21 protein-coding genes are annotated in these 19,821 nt (G+C 68.7%); 13 read left to right on the forward strand and 8 right to left on the reverse strand.

The annotated features are described in order from the left end of the window. The first annotated feature begins 1 nt into the window (after window position 1). The 3 genes from C2U31_RS18880 (at window position 2) to C2U31_RS18890 (ending at window position 3,019) form a co-directional block, all read left to right on the forward strand. A complete protein-coding gene (locus C2U31_RS18880; protein WP_103274176.1) occupies window positions 2–964 on the forward strand; it encodes a GTP-binding protein in 963 nt (320 codons plus the stop codon). 201 nt (window positions 965–1,165) lie between these two features. Then, entirely contained in the window at window positions 1,166–1,558 is a 393-nt protein-coding gene (locus C2U31_RS18885; protein WP_103276448.1) for a nuclear transport factor 2 family protein, read from the forward strand. 60 nt (window positions 1,559–1,618) lie between these two features. Further along, entirely contained in the window at window positions 1,619–3,019 is a 1,401-nt protein-coding gene (locus C2U31_RS18890; RefSeq protein ID WP_233772887.1) for an FAD-binding oxidoreductase, read from the forward strand. Between the two features lie 28 nt (window positions 3,020–3,047). Here C2U31_RS18890 and C2U31_RS18895 read toward each other — a convergent pair whose 3' ends face one another. The 4 genes from C2U31_RS18895 to tauA form a co-directional block, all read right to left on the reverse strand. Continuing rightward, a complete protein-coding gene (locus C2U31_RS18895) occupies window positions 3,048–4,592 on the reverse strand; it encodes a PLP-dependent aminotransferase family protein (RefSeq protein ID WP_103274177.1) in 1,545 nt (514 codons plus the stop codon). Window positions 4,593–4,830: 238 nt separating this feature from the next. Then, window positions 4,831–5,661 carry an ABC transporter permease subunit gene (locus tag C2U31_RS18900; protein WP_103274178.1) on the reverse strand — a complete coding sequence of 277 codons (831 nt, stop codon included), beginning with the start codon at window positions 5,659–5,661 and terminating at the stop codon, window positions 4,831–4,833. Next, complete coding sequence (locus C2U31_RS18905; protein ID WP_103274179.1) at window positions 5,654–6,487, reverse strand: taurine ABC transporter ATP-binding protein; 834 nt, start codon at window positions 6,485–6,487, stop codon at window positions 5,654–5,656. The genes C2U31_RS18900 and C2U31_RS18905 overlap by 8 nt, the downstream gene beginning before the upstream one ends. 86 nt (window positions 6,488–6,573) lie before the next feature. Further along, window positions 6,574–7,602 (reverse strand): taurine ABC transporter substrate-binding protein, encoded by a 1,029-nt coding sequence (tauA, locus tag C2U31_RS18910; protein WP_103274180.1) that lies wholly within the window; start codon window positions 7,600–7,602, stop codon window positions 6,574–6,576. A 215-nt stretch (window positions 7,603–7,817) separates the two neighbouring features. On the opposite strand from tauA, the gene C2U31_RS18915 reads away from it, so the two are divergent. From C2U31_RS18915 to C2U31_RS18925, 3 genes are all read left to right on the forward strand, one after another. Continuing rightward, a complete protein-coding gene (locus C2U31_RS18915; RefSeq protein WP_103274181.1) occupies window positions 7,818–8,273 on the forward strand; it encodes a CesT family type III secretion system chaperone in 456 nt (151 codons plus the stop codon). A gap of 20 nt (window positions 8,274–8,293) precedes the next feature. Beyond that, window positions 8,294–9,562, forward strand: coding sequence for a hypothetical protein (locus tag C2U31_RS18920; protein ID WP_103274182.1), 1,269 nt, complete (start codon window positions 8,294–8,296; stop codon window positions 9,560–9,562). A 161-nt stretch (window positions 9,563–9,723) separates the two neighbouring features. Continuing rightward, entirely contained in the window at window positions 9,724–10,338 is a 615-nt protein-coding gene (locus C2U31_RS18925; RefSeq protein WP_103274183.1) for a suppressor of fused domain protein, read from the forward strand. 5 nt (window positions 10,339–10,343) lie between these two features. On the opposite strand, the gene C2U31_RS18930 is transcribed toward C2U31_RS18925, so the two are convergent. The 3 genes from C2U31_RS18930 to C2U31_RS18940 all read right to left on the reverse strand — a co-directional run bounded on the left by C2U31_RS18930 (window position 10,344) and on the right by C2U31_RS18940 (window position 12,991). Beyond that, the gene (locus C2U31_RS18930; RefSeq protein WP_103274184.1) at window positions 10,344–11,198 is read right to left on the reverse strand and encodes an IclR family transcriptional regulator; all 855 of its coding nucleotides are present in this window, start codon (window positions 11,196–11,198) and stop codon (window positions 10,344–10,346) included. Between the two features lie 63 nt (window positions 11,199–11,261). Further along, entirely contained in the window at window positions 11,262–12,110 is an 849-nt protein-coding gene (locus C2U31_RS18935; RefSeq protein WP_103274185.1) for a fumarylacetoacetate hydrolase family protein, read from the reverse strand. A gap of 107 nt (window positions 12,111–12,217) precedes the next feature. Then, entirely contained in the window at window positions 12,218–12,991 is a 774-nt protein-coding gene (locus tag C2U31_RS18940) for an SDR family oxidoreductase (RefSeq protein ID WP_103274186.1), read from the reverse strand. Window positions 12,992–13,242: 251 nt separating this feature from the next. Between C2U31_RS18940 and C2U31_RS18945 the strand changes: the two genes are divergently transcribed. From C2U31_RS18945 to C2U31_RS18975, 7 genes are all read left to right on the forward strand, one after another. Next, window positions 13,243–13,551 carry a UxaA family hydrolase gene (locus C2U31_RS18945; RefSeq protein ID WP_103274187.1) on the forward strand — a complete coding sequence of 103 codons (309 nt, stop codon included), beginning with the start codon at window positions 13,243–13,245 and terminating at the stop codon, window positions 13,549–13,551. A 195-nt stretch (window positions 13,552–13,746) separates the two neighbouring features. Then, window positions 13,747–14,979, forward strand: coding sequence for a UxaA family hydrolase (locus C2U31_RS18950; protein WP_103276450.1), 1,233 nt, complete (start codon window positions 13,747–13,749; stop codon window positions 14,977–14,979). Between the two features lie 32 nt (window positions 14,980–15,011). Next, entirely contained in the window at window positions 15,012–15,695 is a 684-nt protein-coding gene (locus C2U31_RS18955) for an amino acid ABC transporter permease (RefSeq protein ID WP_103274188.1), read from the forward strand. A gap of 10 nt (window positions 15,696–15,705) precedes the next feature. Then, window positions 15,706–16,362, forward strand: a complete 657-nt coding sequence (locus C2U31_RS18960; RefSeq protein WP_103274189.1) for an amino acid ABC transporter permease — start codon at window positions 15,706–15,708, stop codon at window positions 16,360–16,362. After that, a complete protein-coding gene (locus C2U31_RS18965) occupies window positions 16,346–17,077 on the forward strand; it encodes an amino acid ABC transporter ATP-binding protein (protein WP_103274190.1) in 732 nt (243 codons plus the stop codon). Before C2U31_RS18960 ends, C2U31_RS18965 begins: the two co-directional genes overlap by 17 nt. Window positions 17,078–17,212: 135 nt before the next feature. Then, entirely contained in the window at window positions 17,213–18,034 is an 822-nt protein-coding gene (locus C2U31_RS18970) for a transporter substrate-binding domain-containing protein (protein ID WP_103276451.1), read from the forward strand. 16 nt (window positions 18,035–18,050) lie between these two features. Further along, window positions 18,051–19,154 (forward strand): mandelate racemase/muconate lactonizing enzyme family protein, encoded by a 1,104-nt coding sequence (locus C2U31_RS18975; RefSeq protein ID WP_103274191.1) that lies wholly within the window; start codon window positions 18,051–18,053, stop codon window positions 19,152–19,154. A gap of 74 nt (window positions 19,155–19,228) precedes the next feature. Here C2U31_RS18975 and folE read toward each other — a convergent pair whose 3' ends face one another. Then, complete coding sequence (gene folE / locus C2U31_RS18980; RefSeq protein WP_103274192.1) at window positions 19,229–19,774, reverse strand: GTP cyclohydrolase I FolE; 546 nt, start codon at window positions 19,772–19,774, stop codon at window positions 19,229–19,231. Window positions 19,775–19,821 lie beyond the last annotated feature (47 nt).

Raw genomic sequence — 19,821 nt, forward strand, 5'->3', positions numbered from 1 at the left:
GATGGACGGCGCAAGGGGCGGACGCATCCCGCTGACCGTGGTCGGCGGTTTCCTGGGCGCGGGCAAGACCACGCTGCTGAACCATGCGCTGGCGCAGGACCGGCGGCGCGCGGCGGTGCTGGTGAACGACTTCGGGCCGGTGGACGTGGACGCGGGCCTGCTGGCGGACAGCGCCGGGCAGGTGCTGCGGCTGGCCAATGGCTGCGTCTGCTGCTCGCTGGCCGGCGGCCTCGACGAGGCGCTGGCGCGGGTGCTGGCGCTGGATCCGCTGCCGGAGTGGATCGTGATCGAAGCCAGTGGCGTGTCCGACCCCGCGCGCATCGCGCAGGTCGGGCTGGCCGATCCGATGCTGCAGCTTGAAGGCGTGGCGGTGCTGGTCGACGCCGCCGCGATCCGCGAGGCGGCGGCCGATCCCTTGCTGGCGGACACGGTGGCGCGGCAGCTGCGCGCGGCCGATCTGCTGGTGCTGAACAAGACCGATCTGGTGTCCGCGCAGGCGCTGGATGCGCTGCGGCATTGGTTGCATGGCCAGACCGGCGGCACGGCAATGGTCGAGGCGCGCGAGGGCCGCGTCGGGCTGGAGTGCCTGGAAGGGGACTGGGACGCCAATGCTTGCGGGTGCGGCGCGTGCGATACGAAGCACGGCCACGCGCACGCGCCGCAGGAGGATCCCGCGCATCCCTTCGACACCTGGGTCTGGCGCGCGCCGCCGCTGCTGGACGCGCGTCGTTTCGCGGATCAGATGAAGCTCCTGCCCCGGCCGCTGATGCGCGCCAAGGGCTGGGTGCGCACGGACCGGCATGGCTGGGTGCTGGCGCAATGGGCGGGCCGGCGGCTGCGTTTCGACGCGCAGGCGCGGCGTCCGGACGATGCCGTCGAGCCCGGACTGGTGCTGATCGGGATGCGCGGAGCGGTTGGCTCGGACGAGATCGCGGCCTGCCTGGACGCGGCGGCCCTCGGCTGAACGCGGCTTGCCTACGGCGCGTGAGGCGCTTCGGCCTTCCTACCTGCCGTCTGGTGCAAGCGATTCCCCCCGTCTGGTTCTAGTCCATCCAACGGCGGCCGCGTACCTTGATCCTGACGATGGCGCATGCCGCGCGGGCCTGGGCGGCGCGCCGTTCCGCGACTACAGGCCCACAGAGGAGAGCAGGCAATGGGGACCACCATGGACAAGAGCGTCAGCGTGGACATGCTGGCCGAATTCGCGGCCGCATGGAACCGGCATGACATCGATGCGCTGATGTCCTTCATGAGCGAGGACTGCGTGTTCCTGACCGTGGCCGGACCGGAGCAGTGGGGCGCGCGTCACGAGGGGCCCGACGCCGTGCGCCGCGCCTTCGCGGCGGCCTGGCAGAACTTTCCGGATGCGCAGTGGCGCAACGGCCGTCACTGGGTCTGCGGCGAGCATGGCGTGTCGGAATCGACCTTCACCGGCACGGCGGCGGACGGCTCGCGGGTCGAGGCCGACATGGTGGACGTGTTCACCTTCAAGAACGGCAAGATCCAGGTCAAGAACGCCTACCGCAAGCAGCGCCCGGCCTTGCCGGCGCGCGCCTGAGGCGGCCGCCGCCCCGATACCGCAGGGAGCCCAAGCATGGACGCTCGCATGGATGCGCGGATGAATGCCCGCACGGACGCTTCGACGCCGGGCCGCGCCGGCCCCCGGCCTTATGACGCGGCCTACGATCCGCTGGTGTCGCCGCCGGGGCAGGGCCAGGACTACGCGCCCACCTACTGGGTCGCCACCGCCGGGCCGCCGCCGCAGGACGACGGCCCGGTCAATGGCGACATGGAGGTGGACGTGGCCGTGGTCGGCTCGGGCTTCACCGGGCTGTCGGCGGCGCTGACGCTGGCGCGCGATTACGGCGTGCGCGCCGTGGTGCTGGAAGCCAACCGCGCGGTCTGGGGCTGCACCAGCCGCAACGGCGGCCAGGGCCAGAACGCCTCGGGAAGGCTGTACCGCTCGCAGTGGATCCAGCGCTGGGGGCTGGACACGGCCCGCCGGCTGGACGCCGAGATCCGCGAGGGTTTCGAATACTGGAAGAGCCTGGTGGCGCAGGTGGACTGCGACGCGCAGCCGGGCGGCCATCTGTACACGGCGCATCGGCAGAAGAAGATGGCCTTCCTGGAGAACGAGAGCCGCGTCATGCGCGAGGTCTTCGGCTACGACACGCGCATGCTGAGCAAGGACCAGCTGCGCGAGCGCTACGTGGACGATCACGAGGCCGTGGGCGCGCTGCTGGAGCCGGACGGCGTGGGCGTGCATCCGCTCAAGCTGGCCTACGGCTACCTGCGCCAGGCGCGCGCGCTGGGCGCGAGCATCCATCCGTCCAGCCCGGTGCTGGGCTGGCGCGCGCAGAACGGCGCTTACCTGTTGCAGACCCCCGGCGGCACGGTGCGCGCGCGGCGCGTGGCCTTCGCCACCGGCGGCTACACGGCGCAGGGCGTGAATCCGCTGCTGGACAACCGCATCATGCCGGTGCTGTCCAACTCGCTGGTGACGCGCGCGCTGTCGCCGGCGGAATTGGAGGCGGCTGGCCTGAAAAGCACCGTCTTCATCACCGACACGCGCACGCTGCGCTTTTACTACCGGCTGCTGCCGGACGGCCGCGTGCAGATCGGCAGCCGCAGCGCGGTCCATGGCGCCGACGCGCAGAACCCGCGCCACCTGGCCTTGCTCAAGGCCGGGCTGGCGCGCAAGTTCCCGTCGCTGCGCGACGTGGACGTGGATTATTCCTGGTGGGGCTGGGTGGACGTCAGCCACGACATGATGCCGCGCGTGACCCAGCCGGATCCGGCGCAGCAGGTCTATTACGCGTTTGGCTATGGCGGCAACGGCGTGTCGTTCTCGGCGCATGCCGGCCGCCGGCTGGCGCAGCGGCTGATGGGCCAGGACGGCCTGAAATGGGACCTGCCGATCTACGACTCGCCCTTGCCGGGCCATCTGTTCGCGCCGTTCCGCCGGCTCGGCCAGAGCCTGCTGTACCGCTGGTACTACCTGCGCGACGAGATGTTGTGAAGACGGGGGCCGGCGCGCCGGCCCCCCCTCAGGCCGCCGCCCGCATGCGGTAGCGGCGCACCACCTCGGCCAGACGGGCGATGCCCGGGTCGATCTGCTCCAGCCGGATCGAGGTGAAGCCGATCCGCAGGAAGTTGCGCGGCGCGCTGGCGTCATCCATGAAGAACACCTTGCCCGGCTCAATCACCACGCCATCGGCCAGCGCGGCCTCGGCCAGCTCGGCGGCGTCGAGCCAAGGCGGACCCTCCAGCCAGCAGAACGAGGATCCGGTGATGGGCGCGGCGCGGAAGTCCGGCAGGTGGCGCGCCAGCGCGCGCGCCAGCTCGGCGCCGCGTTTCTGGTACTCCTGCGACTGGCGCCGCAGCAGCGAATGGTGGTGGCCCAGCGAGATGAACAGCGAGAAGGCGCGCTGGATGTAGGCGGACGGATGGCGCAGCATCAGCCGGCGCAGCGCGCGCAGCTCGACCGCCAGCTCGGGCGGGGCGACGATGTAGCCGATGCGCAGGCCCGGCGCGAAGGACTTGGCCAGGCTGCCCACGTAGATGACGCGGCCCTCGCGGTCCAGGCTCTTGAGCGCCGGCACCGGCTCGGCGCCCCAGCGGCTCTCGCTCTCGAAATCGTCCTCTATGATCATGCTGTCGGCCTGGCTGGCCAGGGCCAGCAGGCTGTCGCGGCGTTCGCGCGACAGCGTGACGGACGTGGGGCATTGATGGCCGGGCGTGACGAAAAGATAGTCGCAGCCCAGCAGCTGGGTGCCGGTGATCAGGCCGTGTTCGTCGACGGGCAGCGGCAGCAGGTGGCGGGTGTGGCTGGCGAAGATGTTGCGCGCGTCGGGATAGCCGGGGTCTTCCATGCCGACCACGGTGTCGTCGTTGACCAGCAGGTCGGCCAGCAGGTAGAGCGCGTGCTGCGCACCCACGGTGATGACGATCTCGGACGCGTCGGCCCAGACGCCCCGGCGCGGCAGCACCTGGGTGCGGATCTGCTCGATCAGCGCGGGGTCGTCGTGGGTGATGAGGTCCGGCGCCCAGCTGCGGATGTCCAGCACCGACAGCGCCTTGATACAGCACTCGCGCCATTCGGCGGTGGGAAACAGGTCCTGGTCGAACTGGCCATAGACGAAGGGGTAGGGCTGTTTCTGCCAGTCGCGCGGCTTGACGATATTGCGTTGCAACGAGGGTCGAAAGCGCAGGCGCTCGTCCCAGCGCGCGGGGCGCTGCGCGTCATCGGCCGCCGTTGTTGTGGCGGGCGCGCCATGGCCCTGCGCGGGGTTTTGCAGATGCCCCTGCATGACCGAATCGCTGACGAAATGGCCGCTGCGCTCGCGCGACACCAGATAGCCCTCGCTGACCAGCTGCTGGTAAGCGAACACCACCGTGTTGCGCGCGATGCGCAGGTGGTCGGCCAGGTGGCGGCTGGAGGGCACCGGCGCGCCGGGCGGCAGGTGGCCGCTGAGGATGGCCGAGACCAGCATCTGGCGCACGCGGCCCTGCAGGCTGAGATTGGGGGCGCTTTCGCGTTCGAACAGACGTTCCCACAACACAGGCTTGAGCATCGCGGCCTGGCTGGACATGGCGGCTCCTTCTGAGGGCGGCGGACGCGGCCGCCAGCGGCGGGGCGTCCGGTGCCGGCGCGCCGCGACGGGCGGCCGGTTCCGTTCTTCAGCATAGAGGAGCGGGGGGCTGCAAGGAATGGGGGATTGCCCTGCCGGCCTCCGTATCGCGGGTTCAGGCGCAACCTGAGGCGCAATGTCGGATGCAGCGGCGGACCCAACGGCGGACCCAACGGCGGACCCAACGACGGACGCAACGTCAGATCCGGCCCTTCCAGGGGATCGCCAGCCGTTCCAGGTAGCGCACCAGCAGATCGAAGGCGAAGGCGAAGGCGCCGATCACGATGATGCCCATGATGACGGTGTCGCTGGCCAGGAACTGCGCGGCGTTCAGCACCATGAAGCCCAGTCCCCGGTCTGCCGCCACCATCTCGGCCGCCACCAGCGTGGTCCAGCCCACGCCGATGCCGATGCGCATGCCGGTGAAGATCTCGGGCAGCGCGGCCTTCAGGATCACGTGCCGCACGATCTGCGCGCGCGATCCACCCATGGCGTAGGCGGCGTGGATCTGCTCGATCGACACCGAGCGCACGCCGGCGCGCGCGGCGATGGCCATGGGCGCGAAGATGGCCAGGTAGATCAGGAAGATCTTCGGGAATTCGCCGATGCCGAACCAGATGATGACCAGCGGCAGGTAGGCCAGCGGCGGCAAGGGGCGGTAGAACTCGATCGGCGGGTCCAGCACGCCGCGCGCCCAGCGGTTCACGCCCATCAGGATGCCGGCCGGGATGGCGGTCAGGCAGGCCAGGAAGAACGCGCCGAACACGCGCGACAGGCTGGCCAGCGCGTGCTCGGCCAGCGTCGAGTTGGCCACGCCGTCGGTCATGGCGGACACGAACTTGCCGTACACCGCCAGCGGCGAGGGCAGGAACAGCGGCTTGACCCAGCCGGCCTCGGTCACCAGGAACCACAGGCCCAGCAGCGCGACGCTGGTCAGCAGGCTGATGTGGCCGCTGTAGCCCGCGCCCGGCGCGCCGTAGACCTTGCCGGGCGAGGGCGGCCGGCGGCGTGGCCGCGTCGTGTCAGGCATGGACGGCGTGCTCATCGGCGCCGGCGCGCTCGTCGCCGTAGATGATGCCGAGGACTTGTTCGCGCATGGCGATGAAGTCCGGACTGGATTTGATGCCACGTCCATCGCGGGTCTCCAGGAAGCGCCGGTTGAAGTCCGGCGTGAAGGTGTGGGTGATGCGTCCGGGACGCGGCGACATGACGATCAGCCGCGAACTCAGGAACAGCGCCTCTTCCACGCTGTGCGTGATGAAGAAGAACATCTTTCCGGTCTCGCGCCAGATGTCCAGCAGCAATTCCTGGATGGTCTCGCGGGTGAGCGCGTCCAGCGCCGCCATGGGCTCGTCCATCAGCAGCATGGCGGGATCGCAGGTCAGCGCGCGGGCGATGCCCACGCGCTGCTGCATGCCGCCGGAGAGCTGGTAGATCATGTGGCGGTGAAAGTCCTGCAGCCCGACCAGCTCCAGGTTGCGGCGGGCGCGGGCGCGCCGGGTCTGCTTGTCCACGCCCTGCAGCATCAGGCCGAACTCGGTGTTTTCCAGCACGTTCAGCCAGGGCAGCAGCGCGTGCTTCTGGAACACCACGCCGCGATCGGCGCCGGGGCCTTCGATGGGCCGGCCGGCCAACGTGATGCGGCCTTCCGTGGGCGATAGAAAGCCCGCCAGCAGGCTCAGCAGCGTGGTCTTGCCGCAGCCGGATGCTCCCAGCGCCACCACGAACTCGCCGGGCTGGATGGTCAGGTTGACGTTCTGCAGCGCGACCACCGGGCCGCTGTCGTGCAGGCCGGGATAGGTGACGCTGACTCGGTCGGCGCACAGCACGCGCGCCTCGGGTGACTGCATGGGCATGCCTGTTCCCCTTGCTTGATGATGGCGGGATCCGGACAGGGCCGGATCCCGGCCAGGCCGGCGCCGCGCGCGGCCTGGCCGCCTGCCTATTTTGCCGCCGTCTTGGCGTACTGGTCCGTCACGTAGGGGCTGTAGTCCCCCAGCGCCTTGTCGATCTGCTTCTGTTCCTTCAGGAACTGCGCGCTGGCATTGAAGGCGCGCGTCGCGCCGGCTTCCTTGCCGCCGCCCAGCCAGGCGCCCGAGGCCTGTTCGGCGGCGGTCGGGAACACCAGCAGGCCCAGCGCCTCGGCCACGTCCTCGGGCTTGCCGCCGATCAGCTTGACGATGTGCTTGACCTGCGGCGAGTCGGCCGTCCAGGCCGCCGGGTTGGCGCGGTAGGCGGCATAGGACTTGGCCATCACGCCGGTGAAGGCGGCCATGAACTTGGGGTTTTTCTCGGCCCAGGCGCGGTCGGCCACCAGGCCGTCGAAGGTGGGCACGCTGGCTTTGCCGATCTGCTCGGAGTCGGCGATGATCTTGCCGCTCTTGGCGATCTCGGTCAACGCCGGCGGCCAGACATAGGCCGCGTCGATGTCGCCGCGCGCCCAGGCCGCGACGATCTGCGGCGGCTGCATGTTCAGGATGCGCACGTCGCGCGGCGGAATCTTCCATACCTGTTCCAGCCCGACCAGCAGGTGGAAGTGCGAGGTCGACACGAACGGCGTGGCGACGCGCTTGCCCTTCAGGTCGGCGGTGCTTGCGATGCCCGAGCCGTTGCGCGCCACCAGCGCCTCGGACTTGCCGATGTTGTCCAGCACCCAGAACAGCTGCAGGTCCACGCCGCGCGTGGCGGCGGCGGTGATGCCGGTCGAGCCCAGCACGCCCACCGGCACCTTGCCCGAGGCCAGCGCGGTGGAAATGTCGCCGCCGGACGTGAACTGGCGCCAGTCGACCTGGTAGCCGGCATCTTTCAGGGCGGCATCCATGCTGCCGTCGGCGATGGCGGTCAGGAAGGGGCCGACGATCAGCTGGTAGCCGACCACCAGCTTGGTCTGGGCCTGGGCGGACGCCGCCAGCAACAGCGCGGCCAGGCCGGCGGGCAGGCAGCGGCGGATGATGCGCAAACTCGCGTTCATGGTGATCTCCGTGGGTGAGACCGCGTCCCGGCGCGTCCGGCTGCTCCGCGTCGCTGCGGTGTGATGCCAGTTTGCCCGGTTGGGGATGGAACGCTAGGGCCAGATGGGGGGATCAATAGGTGCCACGGTGAGGCGCGGCTACGCCTGGATGGAACCGACGACGGCGTGAAAGTCACAAAACAGACCACGAGACATCCTTGGCAAGGACTGATTCCATGAATGCAACGCTCAGGAGCCTGTTGGCGGGCTTTTGTGATTACGTGCAGGCCGCGGACCGCGAACAGATCATCTCGACCGGCAACCTGCTGTTCGACGGCGTCGCCTTTACCGTGAAATCCAGGGAGCAGGGGCAGCGGCGGGAAATGCTGATCTATTGCGATTTCGGCGAGGCGGCGCCGGAAGAAGGCGACGAGACGTGCCGGCGGCTGCTCGAGGCCAATCTGCTCATGTACAACGGCTCGTCGGCCTGCGCGTTTTCCTTGACGCCCGACACGGGGCGAGTCGTGCTGCTCAGCCATCTGGACATGAAAGGGCTGTCCGCCGGACGGCTGGCGGCCAATCTGGGGATGCTGGCCGCCTGCGCGCTGGCCTGGCGCGACGGCAGTCTCGATTTCAACAATCCCTGGCGCATGGGATTGCCCGAAGCGGCGGTCCTGCGCGACAGGGCCTGAGAGCCGGACGGGAGCGAATCATGATGGATGGAATCAACGCGGGTGGCCAGACCTCCGCCCCTAAAGCGGCGTGGTACGAGACGATCAAGCCTGCCGTCGCTTCGACGCTGACGCTTGCTGTCACAGGTGCGATCTATGGCGCGGTATCGGGCGCGGTGCAGGACGCGACGAGCGCGCTGTTGAAAGCCTCGCCGCCCTCGAAGTCCGGCGCCGATCTGAACGCCGGCGCGCTGCCGCTCGCGGCCTTGGTGGTGTCCGGCCTGGCGGGCGGAGTGTGCGGGTGGAACGCGGGCAAGATGGCCTACGACCGAATCAACGAGAAGGACTGGCTTGGCGATTGGGGGCAGGCGGGCAAGGGGATGCGCGTCCTGGTCGCGGCCGGGGTGGGAGGCGGTACGGCGGCGGCCGTATTCATGGGGACCGCGATTGCCTCGCTGTACGCCGTGGGGGGAGGCTCGGCCGACTATTCGGAAAACGATGAGGCGCGGGACCGCGCTGCCGGCATGGTCGGGGCGGTAACGGGGACCGTTGTGCAGATTGGCTTGACGCAGCTCGCCAAGTTCCTGTATCTGGACGGCATGGCCAAGGCTCCAGAACGGGAAACTTCCGCGCTGACCGGCAAGGCATTCGCGAAAAGTGTGGGACTGGACGCGGGCGGACAAGCCCTGAAATCCATGCTTCGGGCCGGCGTGTTGCTGGGAATCAAGGATGCGCGACTCGCTTTCGGGGCGGTGCTGGAACCCACTTTCCGGCATGCGATGGGCGGCGCCACGGCGGGTCTGGCAGATGCCCTGTGGACGCTGGTCAGCTACAGATGCGATCCGAAATTCAGGGCTGAGCCAGGGGCGCGGGTTGAGGCGCGGTCGGCGGAAAAGGCCCTGGTGGAGCATTTTGCGGCATTCAAGGATGGCGCGCTGAAGGACCTGATGCAGACGCCGGTGGCGATTGTCCTGGTCAGCAAGTTTGGCTATACCCAGGGCATCCTGGTGTTTACCGCCATTTCGTCCGCGCTGGCGGGCGCGAGCAAAGTAGCCGAGCCGTGGCACGGAAGCGGCGCCGCGGAACAGCTCGTGGTTCACGCACCGGGCCGAGGCGACGAAGAAACGGGGCTGGAGATGGAAACGGGGCATGACTCCGGAAATCCATCGATGAACGTGACGGGGCCGCCAGACAGTACGCCAGTCGTGCCGACAGTGCGAAGCCGATCGGCTCAAAATTCACCCAATCCACCGGTGCCCGTCACTGTCGCGCAGGGGTCGCAATCTCCAGTCGACAAAAAGAAGAATTGAGCATCCGGCACCCCGTGGCGGCGCCGGGACCAGGCATCAGCCGGTAGAATTCCCGCGTCCTCCCGATGCGCTGGCCGCCCTCGAACCATGGCGGCGTGCGCGGCGGGAGCCAGCAGACGCGTGGCCTGGCCCAGGTTCGCAATACCGGAAGGTGATCAACGATGGAAGCGCAGCGCCATATCGAGTCCGCGCAGGAAGAAGCCCTGTCCCTGGATCTGAGGCGCACGCTCGTGCTGGGCCGCTACCTGCAAGCATGGTCGATGCCGGAGTACCGGATCGTGATGACGGGGCGACAGGGCCGGGCGCGCATTGAAATCTACTTTTTCCCGCCGGCCGCCAGCGGCCAGCCCGCCCGCTTCGCGACCGTGGGGTTATCCCGCCTTCGCCACGGGAGCGGAGCGGTTCACGCCGAATGGATGATGGCGCTGGAAGAAGGCCTGGGCGGGGAAAGCGTGGACCGAGTGTGCGCATATCTGTGCGACCTGATCGCCCACAGCATCGAGAACACGGACGGCGCCGAACCGCCGCGCGTGATGGGGGCCAGTCCACTCGCGCCGGAGAAATGGACCGCGAAGGCCATCCTCATCGATGAGTTGCGCGGTGAAAGCGAGGCGCTGGAGCGCATCGCGGTCGGGAGCGAGACGGTCGAGTTGCAATGGGTGGTGCCCATCAGCCAGAAGGAGGCCGCGCTCATCCTGGATCAGGGGATCGATGCGTTCGACGCGCATGTCGAGGGCATGGCGCATTCCATCATCGATCCCGCGCGGCCGGAATAGGCCGCTCAACCGTCCTCGGGCAGATACCCGCTGTACCCCATCAGCGCCGACAGCCGCTTGGCCACGTTGCCGACGATCTGTCCGACCTGGGCGATGTCGGGGCTGACCTTCTGGTCGATGCGCTCGATGTGCGGCACGTTGATGGCCGCGATCACATGGTCGGCCGCGCCCATCACGGGGTAGGCCACGTTGGTGATGCCGCGGATCTGGCGGCTGGGCATGGAGGCGCAGCCGCGCTGGCGCACCTCGGCCAGGATGGCGAACAGTTCGCCGGGGTCGGATTCCAGCTCGCCCTCGACCTTGATGTGGGCGGCCAGCATGCGGGTGCGCTCGACCTCGTCGCGGAAGGCCAGCAGCACGTGGCCCGAGGATGTGTCGGTCAGGCCCATGCTCACGCCCACCTTCAGGCCGAAGGACCAGCGCTCGGGGCTTTCGACCTGGGCGATGACGACCACGCGGCCGCCCTGGTACACCGCCAGGTGGCAGGACTGGCGCGCGCGGCTGGCCAGCTCGCGCAGCAGCGGCAGCGCCACGCTGACCAGCGATTTCAGCGGCTGCTGGCGGTGCGCCAGCTCGAACATCTTGAGCGTGAGGGTGTAGCGGTCGTTCTCGTCGACCTGCACGTAGCCCCGGCGCTGCAGCGTCACGGCCATGCGGAAGATCTCGCTGACGCTGCGGTCGATCCGATGCGCCAGCTCGGCCAGCGTGTAGCCGGCCGAGCTGGCGGCCAGCGCCTCCAGGATGTCCAGCCCTTTTTCCAGCGCGGGCGCCGCGTAGCGCTGTCCGCCGTCGGCCTCGGCGGGCGCGGCGACGGACGAGGAATCGGGCAGGGCGGGCGCGGTCTGTTTCTTGGCGGGCATGGCGTGCTGGGGGTTCTGGGCGCGAGGCGAGTATAGGCGATCGCCTCGCGGCGATCCGGCCGCTCAGCGCGACCAGGCGCGGGTTTTCTGCGACTGCACGCCCAGGCCCTCGATGCCCAGGCGCATGACATCGCCGGCCTTCAGGTAAAGCGGCGGCTTCTGGCCCAGGCCCACGCCGGGCGGCGTGCCGGTGCTGATGACGTCGCCGGGCAGCAGCGACATGAACTGGCTGATGTAGCTGACCAGTTGCTTCACGCCGAACACCATGGTGCGGGTGCTGCCGTCCTGGAAGCGCTTGCCGTTGACCTCCAGCCACATGCCCAGGTTCTGCGGGTCGGCGATCTCGTCGCGCGTCACCAGCCAGGGGCCGATGGGCGCGAAGCTGTCGCAGCCCTTGCCCTTGTCCCACTGGCCGCCGCGCTCGATCTGGTATTCGCGCTCGGACACGTCGTTCACCACCACGTAGCCGGCCACGTATTCCAGCGCCTCGCTTTCCTCGACGTAGGACGCCTTCTTGCCGATCACGACGCCCAGCTCGACTTCCCAGTCGGTCTTGACCGAGCCGCGCGGAATGATGACGTCGTCGTCGGGGCCTGTGATGGACGAGCTGGGCTTGAGGAACAGCACCGGCTCGGCCGGCACCGGCAGGCCGGACTCGGCGGCGTGGTCGGCGTAGTTCAGGCCCACGCAGACGATCTTGCCGACGCCGGCCACCGGGCAGCCGTGGCGCGGCTGGCCGTCCACGCGTGGCAGCGTGGACGCATCCAGCGCGGCGATGCGGGCCAGCGATTCGGGCGCCAGCGCGGCGCCGCCGATGTCGGCGACCACGCCGGACAGGTCGCGCAGCGCGCCCTGGGAGTCGATGAGGCCGGGTTTTTCCTGGCCGGGCTGGCCGTAGCGGACGAGTTTCATGCGGGCTCCTGAATAGGGAAGGGAGGATGGGGGATCACGGAAGGATAGGGTAGAAAAATGGTGCGGGAAGTCTGGTGCGGGAAGTCTGGGGCAGGAACGCGGCGGCGTCAGTTGGACCAGCCGCCGTCGATGACCTGGATGGTGCCGGTGGTGAAGGCGGATTCGTCGCTGGCCAGGTAGACCGCCAGCGCCGCGACTTCCTCGGCGCGGCCGACGCGGCCGATGGGCTGGCGGGCCACGAAGGCGGCGCGCACGGTCGCGTCGTCGGTGCCGGCCTGGCGCGCCTGCGTGGCGATGCGGTCGCGCAGCGAGGGCGATTCGATGGTGCCCGGGCAGATGGCGTTGCAGCGGATGCCGCGCGCCACGAAGTCGGCGGCCACCGCCTTGGTCAGGCCGATCACGGCGGCCTTGGACGCGCCGTAGGCGTAGCGGTTGGGCACGCCCTTGACGCTGGAAGCGGCCGAGGACATGTTGATGATGGAGCCGCCGCCGCGTTCGAGCATGGCCGGCAGGAAGGCGCGGATCGTGCGGTGCATGGACTTGGCGTTCAGGTCCATGGCGAAGTCCCAATCGGATTCCGGGCATTCGAGGATGTTGCCGGCGTGGACGTGGCCGGCGCAGTTGAACAGCGCGTCCAGCGCGCCGATCTCCTGGGCGCAGGCTTGCACCGCTTGCGTGTCCAGCACGTTCAGCGCGCGCGTGCGCAGCCTGGCCAGGCCCTCGGCCTGCGCCTGCCGCGCCAGCTGGGCGAGCGCGTCCTGGTTGATGTCGGTGGCCCAGACCTCGGCGCCTTCGCGCGCCATGGCCAGGGCGCTGGCCAGGCCGATGCCGTTGCCGGCGGCGGTCACCAGCGCCCGCTTGTTCTGCAAACGTTGCGTCATGCTGTCTCTGCTCCTGTATGGGCGGCCCGTGAAGAGTGCTCGTCTGTTGATTGAAAATATAATTTCATCAATAAAACAAATATACGGGAAAAATGGCAGGCCGTGAGGAATGCATCCTGGCCATCATGGCAGTGTTTACCCGAATTCCAGGCGATTAATGGCGGAAATGGTGATTTCCCTGGTTGACCTCAAGTTTGAAAATTGATTTCATACACGAAACGAAATCACATAAAACCACCGAGAGACAAGCCATGATCGATCCGCGTCTGCTGCTGATCTCCCCCGAAGACAACTGTTTGATCGTGTGCAGCCCGCTGGCGGCGGGCGCCGAGGTGATGCTGGAGCAGGGCGACGCCACGGTCCGCGCGCCGCTTGGCCTGGGCCACAAGCTGGCGCGCCATGCCATGCCCAAGGGCGAGAAGATCCTGAAGTACGGCGCCGTCATCGGCAGCCTGACCCAGCCCGTCGCGGCCGGGGACCACATCCATACGCACAACCTCGACAGCGACTACACGCCGACCTACACGCTGGAAGAGGGCCATACGTTCAACGATAGGTAGACCTCTCCCAAGGGGGCATGCCTGCGGCCCGACAAAGGCGGCTCCGTGGGGTAGCCCCCCCCGAAGCCCTGCGCGCTTTCCCCCAGGGGAACGCCGACCGCCCGGCAAAGCCGGCTCCGTGGCATCCCGATGGGAGGGGCGCCTGTTGTGTTGTGTGAAATGCGTCAGCCATTTTGGAGAACTGAGATGCACCCCATGAAAACCACCACCCCGGCCTTGAGCGGCTATCCGCGCGCCGACGGCCGCAAGGGCATACGCAATGTCATCGTGGTGGCCTATCTGGTCGAGTGCGCGCATCACGTGGCGCGCGAGATCACGCTGGATTTCCGCCATCTGGAAGGCGACGTGCAGGTGCATCTGGTCGGCTTTCCGGGCTGTTTTCCGAACAGCTACGCCGAGCGCATGATGACGGCCATCGCCACGCATCCCAACGTGGGCGCGGCGCTGCTGGTGTCGCTGGGTTGCGAGAGCATGAACAAGCGCAAGCTGGAGCAGGCCATCGCCGACTCCGGGCGGCCGGTGGCCACGCTGACCATCCAGCAGCGCGGCGGCACGCGCAGCACCATCGCCGAAGGCGTGGCCTGGGTGCGCGAGATGGCGGCCGCGCTGGCGCGCCAGACGCGCGTGCCGATGGCGCTGAGCGAACTGGTGGTGGGCACCATCTGCGGCGGCTCGGACGGCACCAGCGGCATCAGCGCCAACCCGGCCGTGGGCCGCGCCTTCGACATGCTGATCGAGGACGACGCCACCTGTATCTTCGAGGAAACCGGCGAGCTGGTGGGCTGCGAGTTCCACATGAAGCGCCGCGCCGCCACGCCCGAGCTGGGCGAGGAGATCGTGGCCTGCGTCAACAAGGCCGCGCGCTACTACAGCATCATGGGGCATGGCAGCTTCGCGCCCGGCAACGCCGACGGCGGCCTGTCGACCATCGAGGAAAAATCGCTGGGGGCCTATGCCAAGAGCGGCGCCTCGCCCATAGCCGGCATCATCAAGCCGGGCGACGTGCCGCCCTTCGGCGGCCTGTACCTGCTGGACGTGGTGCCCGACGGCGAGCCGCGCTTCGGCTTTCCCAACATCAGCGACAACGCCGAGATCGTCGAGCTGATCGCCTGCGGCTCGCACGTGATCCTGTTCACCACCGGGCGCGGCTCGGTGGTGGGCTCGGCCGTGTCGCCGGTCATCAAGGTCTGCGCCAACCCGGAAACCTACCGCAAGCTGGGCGAGGACATGGACGTGGACGCGGGCCGCATCATCGAAGGGCGCGGCACGCTGCAGGAAGTCGCCGAGGAGATCTACGGCCAGGTCCGCGACGTGGCGCTGGGCGCGCCCAGCAAGTCCGAAGGGCTGGGACACCGCGAGTTCATCCTGACCTACAAGTCCTTCGAGCCGATCGGCCCGGCCTGCATGCCGGCCGCGCGCGCGGCCTGAGCGGGTCTCGTGCCGCGATCCGGGGAGGGACCGTGAATTATCAGTTCGATTTCGCGGCGGTGCTGGAGCAATGGCCGCTGCTGCTGGACGGCGCGTGGGTCACCATCAAGCTGTCGTTCTGCGCCACGGTGCTGGGCTTCGTGCTGGGCACGCTGTGCGCGCTGGCGCGCCTGAGCCGGCGGGCCTGGCTGCGCCGGCTGGCGGGCGCCTATGTCGAGGCGATCCGCAACACGCCGCTGCTGGTGCAGAGCTATTTCCTGATCTTCGGCCTGTCCAGCGCCGGGGTGACGCTGCCCATCATGGCGGGCGCGGTGCTGGCGCTGGTGATCAATATCGGCGCCTATACCTGCGAGATCATGCGCGCCGGCATCGAGTCCATCCACAAGGGCCAGCTGGAGGCCGGCGAATGCCTGGCGCTGTCGCCGCGCCAGGTGTTCTGGCACGTGGTGCTGCGGCCGGCGGTGGAACGCGTGTATCCGTCGCTGACCAGCCAGTTCGTGCTGCTGATGCTGGCCTCCAGCATCATGTCGGCGGTGGGCGCCGAGGAACTGCTGGCCGTGGCCAACCGCATCCAGTCGGACACCTACCGCAACTTCGAGGTCTTCGTGGTGCTGTGGGGCCTGTACCTGGCCCTGTCCCTGCTGATGCGCGCCGGCTTCTGGCTGCTGGCCCGCTTCATCTTCCCGCGCCGGCGCAAGCTCGGCACGCCGCTGTAGGAGGCGCGCCATGACCTTCATTCCCGCGGAACACGCCTGGTATCTGCTGGCCGGCGCCTGGGGCACGGTCAAGCTGTCGTTCTGGACCTTCCTGGGCGGCGGCGCGGTCGGGCTGCTGCTGGCGCTGGCGCGGGTGGCGCCGCGCCGCGCGCCGCGCCTGCTGGCGGCGGGCTACATCCAGCTGATCCAGGGCACGCCGCTGCTGGTGCTGATGGGCCTGTGCTTCTTCGGCCCCAGCCTGTTCGGCCTGGGCGAGCTGTCGGCGCTGGCGGCCGCGGCGCTGGCCATGACGATCTATTCCAGCGCCTTCCTGGGCGAGATCTGGCGCGGCTGCATCCAGGCCGTGCCCAGGAACCAGTGGGAGGCGGCCGAATGCCTGGGGCTGTCGCGCCTGCAGCGCATGGGCAAGGTGATCCTGCCGCAGGCGCTGCGCATCGCCACGCCGCCCACGGTGGGCTTCCTGGTGCAGATCATCAAGAACACCTCGATCGCCTCGCTGGTGATCGGGTATTCCGAGCTGGCCTACAACGCCAAGATCCTCAACAACTCGACCTTCCAGCCCTTCATCTACTTTGGCTGCGCCGCGATCCTGTATTTCGCCATGTGCTATCCGCTGTCGCGCTGGAGCCGCTACCTGGAGAGGAAACTCAATGCATCCCGTGGTTGAACTCAAGCAGGTCCACAAGCGCTTCGGCAGCACCCATGTGCTGCGCGGCATCAGCTTTTCCGTGGACGCGGGCGAGGTGGTGGCCCTGATCGGCAAGAGCGGCTCGGGCAAGAGCACGGCGCTGCGCTGCATGGACCGGCTGGAAACCGCCGACGAAGGCGCGATCCACGTCTGCGGCCACGCGCTGCACGACGCCGCCGGCCTGGACCTGCGCGCGCTGCGGCGCGACGTGGGCATCGTGTTCCAGAGCTACAACCTGTTCCCGCACATGACGGTGCTGCAGAACGTGACGCTGGCGCCGCGCTCGGTCAAGGGCATCAAGGCCGAGGCCGCGCGCGAACTGGCGATGGAGGCGCTGGAGCATGTCGGCCTGGCCGACAAGGCCGAACACTATCCCGAACAGCTGTCCGGCGGCCAGCAGCAGCGCGTGGCCATCGCCCGCTCGCTGGCGATGCGGCCCAAGGTCATGCTGTTCGACGAAGTGACCTCGGCGCTGGACCCGGAACTGACCGGCGAGGTGCTGAAGGTGATCGGCCGGCTGGCCGCCGAGGGCATGACCATGATCCTGGTCACGCACGAGATGGCTTTCGCGCGGGAAGTGGCCGACAAGGTCATCTTCATGCACCAGGGGCAGGTCTGGGAAGAGGGCGCGCCGGCCATGCTGGCCGCGCCCGCCACGCCGGAGCTGCGCCAGTTCCTGGGCAGCGGGCTGTAGCGCGCACGCGCGCCGGCAGGACGGAATCAGCAGGACGGGCGCGGCGCTTGCCGGACCGCGCCCGGCAGCACAGGCAAGCGCATGCGCCGCATGCCCTTATCGCGGCATGCCCAGATCGATAAACAGGAGACCACCATGCAACACCGCCACACCCGCAAGTCCGCCGTCCGCCTGGCCGGCGCCGCGCTCGCCGCCGCGCTGTCCCTGGGCCTGGCCGCCGCCGCCAGCGCCGATCAGTTGCAGGACATCCTGGCCGCCAAGAAGCTGCGCGTGGCCATCGACCTGGGCGTGCCGCCCTACGGCATGAAGGACGCCGCGCTCAAGTCCACCGGCTCGGACGTCGAGACCGCGCGGCTGCTGGCGCAGGACCTGGGCGTGGAGCTGGAGATCGTGCCGACCACAGGCGCCAACCGCGTGCCCTTCCTGCAGACGAACAAGGCCGACATCGTGATCTCCAGCATGTCGATCACGCCGGAACGCCAGAAGGTGGTGGACTTCTCGGTGCCCTATGCCGCCATCCTGGCGGTGGTGGGCGCGCCCAGGTCCATGACGCTGACCAGCGCCGCCGACCTCGCCAACAAGAAGGTGATAGCCACGCGCGGCACCACCAACGACGCCGAGCTGACCAAGATCGCGCCGAAGGACGCGCAGATCATCCGCTTCGATGACGACGCCACCTCGATCACCGCCGTGGTCAGCGGCCAGGCCGACATCTTCGCCACGGCGCCGGCGCTGCTGCGCACCATCAACGACAAGGCGCCGGCCAAGCAGATGGAGTCCAAGTTCGTCATGCGGCTGAACATGCTGGGCATCGGCCTGCGCAAGAACGAGCAGGCCCTGAAGGCCAGGCTGGACGGCTGGGTGCGCGACAACCTGCAGAACGGCAAGCTCAACGCCGTCTACAAGGAATTCCATGGCGTGAACCTGCCGCCCGAGGTGCAGGGAGCCAGCCGCTGAGCGGCCGGAGGCGACCATGGCACGCATCGCATCCGTGGAGATCTTCCTGGTCGACCTGTTGCCCAAGGTCGTGCGCACCGACGCGGTGCAGAGCTTCGAGCGGCAGGAAACGCCCATCGTGCGCATCACCGACAGCGATGGCGCGGTCGGGGTGGGCTACAGCTACACCATCGGCACCGGCGGCTCGGCCGTGGCGCGCCTGCTGGACGAGCACCTGGCGCCGATGCTGCCGGGCCGCGAGGCCGGCGATGTGGAGGGGTTGTGGCGCGAGCTGCTGTACCGGGTGCACGCCACCACGGTGGGCGCGCTGACCTCGATCGCGCTGGCCGCCATCGACACGGCGCTGTGGGACCTGCGCGCGCGCCGCGCCGGCCTGCCGTTGCACCGGCTGGCCGGCGGCGCCAAGGACCGCATCCCGCTCTACACCACCGAGGGCGGCTGGCTGCACCTGCCGACCGAGGCGCTGGTCGAGGGCGCGGTGCAGGCCCGGGCGGAAGGCTTTCATGGCGCCAAGCTCAAGGTCGGGCGGCCCCATGTGGCCGAGGACGTGGCGCGCATCGCCGCCGTGCGCGAGGCCGTGGGCGACGACTGGGACATCATGGTGGACGCCAACCAGGGCTTTTCTGTGCCCGAGGCGATCCGCCGCGCGCGCGCCTTCGAGCCGCTGGACATTGCCTGGCTGGAAGAGCCGATCCACGCCGACGACGTGCACGCGCACCGGCGGCTGTCGGCCTCGACCACGGTGCCGATCGCGGTGGGCGAGTCGCTGTACAGCCTGTCGCAGTTCAAGGACTATCTGCAGAGCGACGCCTGCTCGGTGGTGCAGGTGGACGTGGGTCGCATCGGCGGCATCACGCCGTGGCTGAAGGTGGCGCACATGGCCGAGGCCTACAACGTGCCGGTCTGCCCGCACTTCCTGATGGAGATCCACGTGGCGCTGTGCTGCGCGGTGCCCAACAGCCGCTGGCTGGAATACATCCCGCAGCTGGACCTGATCACGCAATCGGGCATGCGCATCGAGGACGGCCACGGCGTGCCGTCGCAGGCGCCGGGCCTGGGCATAGACTGGGATTGGGCGGGGATCGAGCGGCTGGCGCGGCACCGCAGCCGCCACGGCTGATTGCGCGGGCCAGCCCGCCTGGAGCCGGACCGAGGGCCGGGCCCGGGCGGCCCGGCATCCGACAGCCGGAACCCTTAACGGATCAGGCTCAGGAACTCGGCGCGGGTGGAAGGGTTGTCGTGGAATTCGCCCAGCATCACGGACGTGACCATGGAGGAGTTCTGTTTTTCCACGCCGCGCATCATCATGCACATATGCTGGGCTTCCAGCACCACGGCCACGCCGGCGGCGTTGGTCACCTGCTGCACGGCCTCGGCGATCTGGCGGCTGAGGTTTTCCTGGATCTGCAGGCGGCGCGCGTACATTTCGACGATGCGGGCGACCTTGGACAGGCCCAGCACCTTGCCGTTGGGCAGGTAGGCGACGTGCGCCTTGCCGATGAAGGGCAGCATGTGGTGTTCACAGAGCGAGTACAGCTCGATGTTCTTGACCAGCACGATCTCGCGCGTGTTGGAGGTGAACAGCGCGCCGTTGACGATCTCGTCCAGGTTCTGCCCGTAGCCCCGGCACAGGTGGCGCATGGCCTTGGCGGCGCGCGCCGGCGTGTCGGCCAGTCCCTCGCGCGCGGGGTCTTCCCCCAATTCTTGGAGGATGGCGGTGTAGTGCTTTTCCATGGACATGGGAACTCCTGGCAATGCTGGGCTGGCCTGGCGGCCGGATCGTGTTG

This window comes from Achromobacter sp. AONIH1, assembly GCF_002902905.1.
GTDB lineage: Bacteria > Pseudomonadota > Gammaproteobacteria > Burkholderiales > Burkholderiaceae_B > Achromobacter.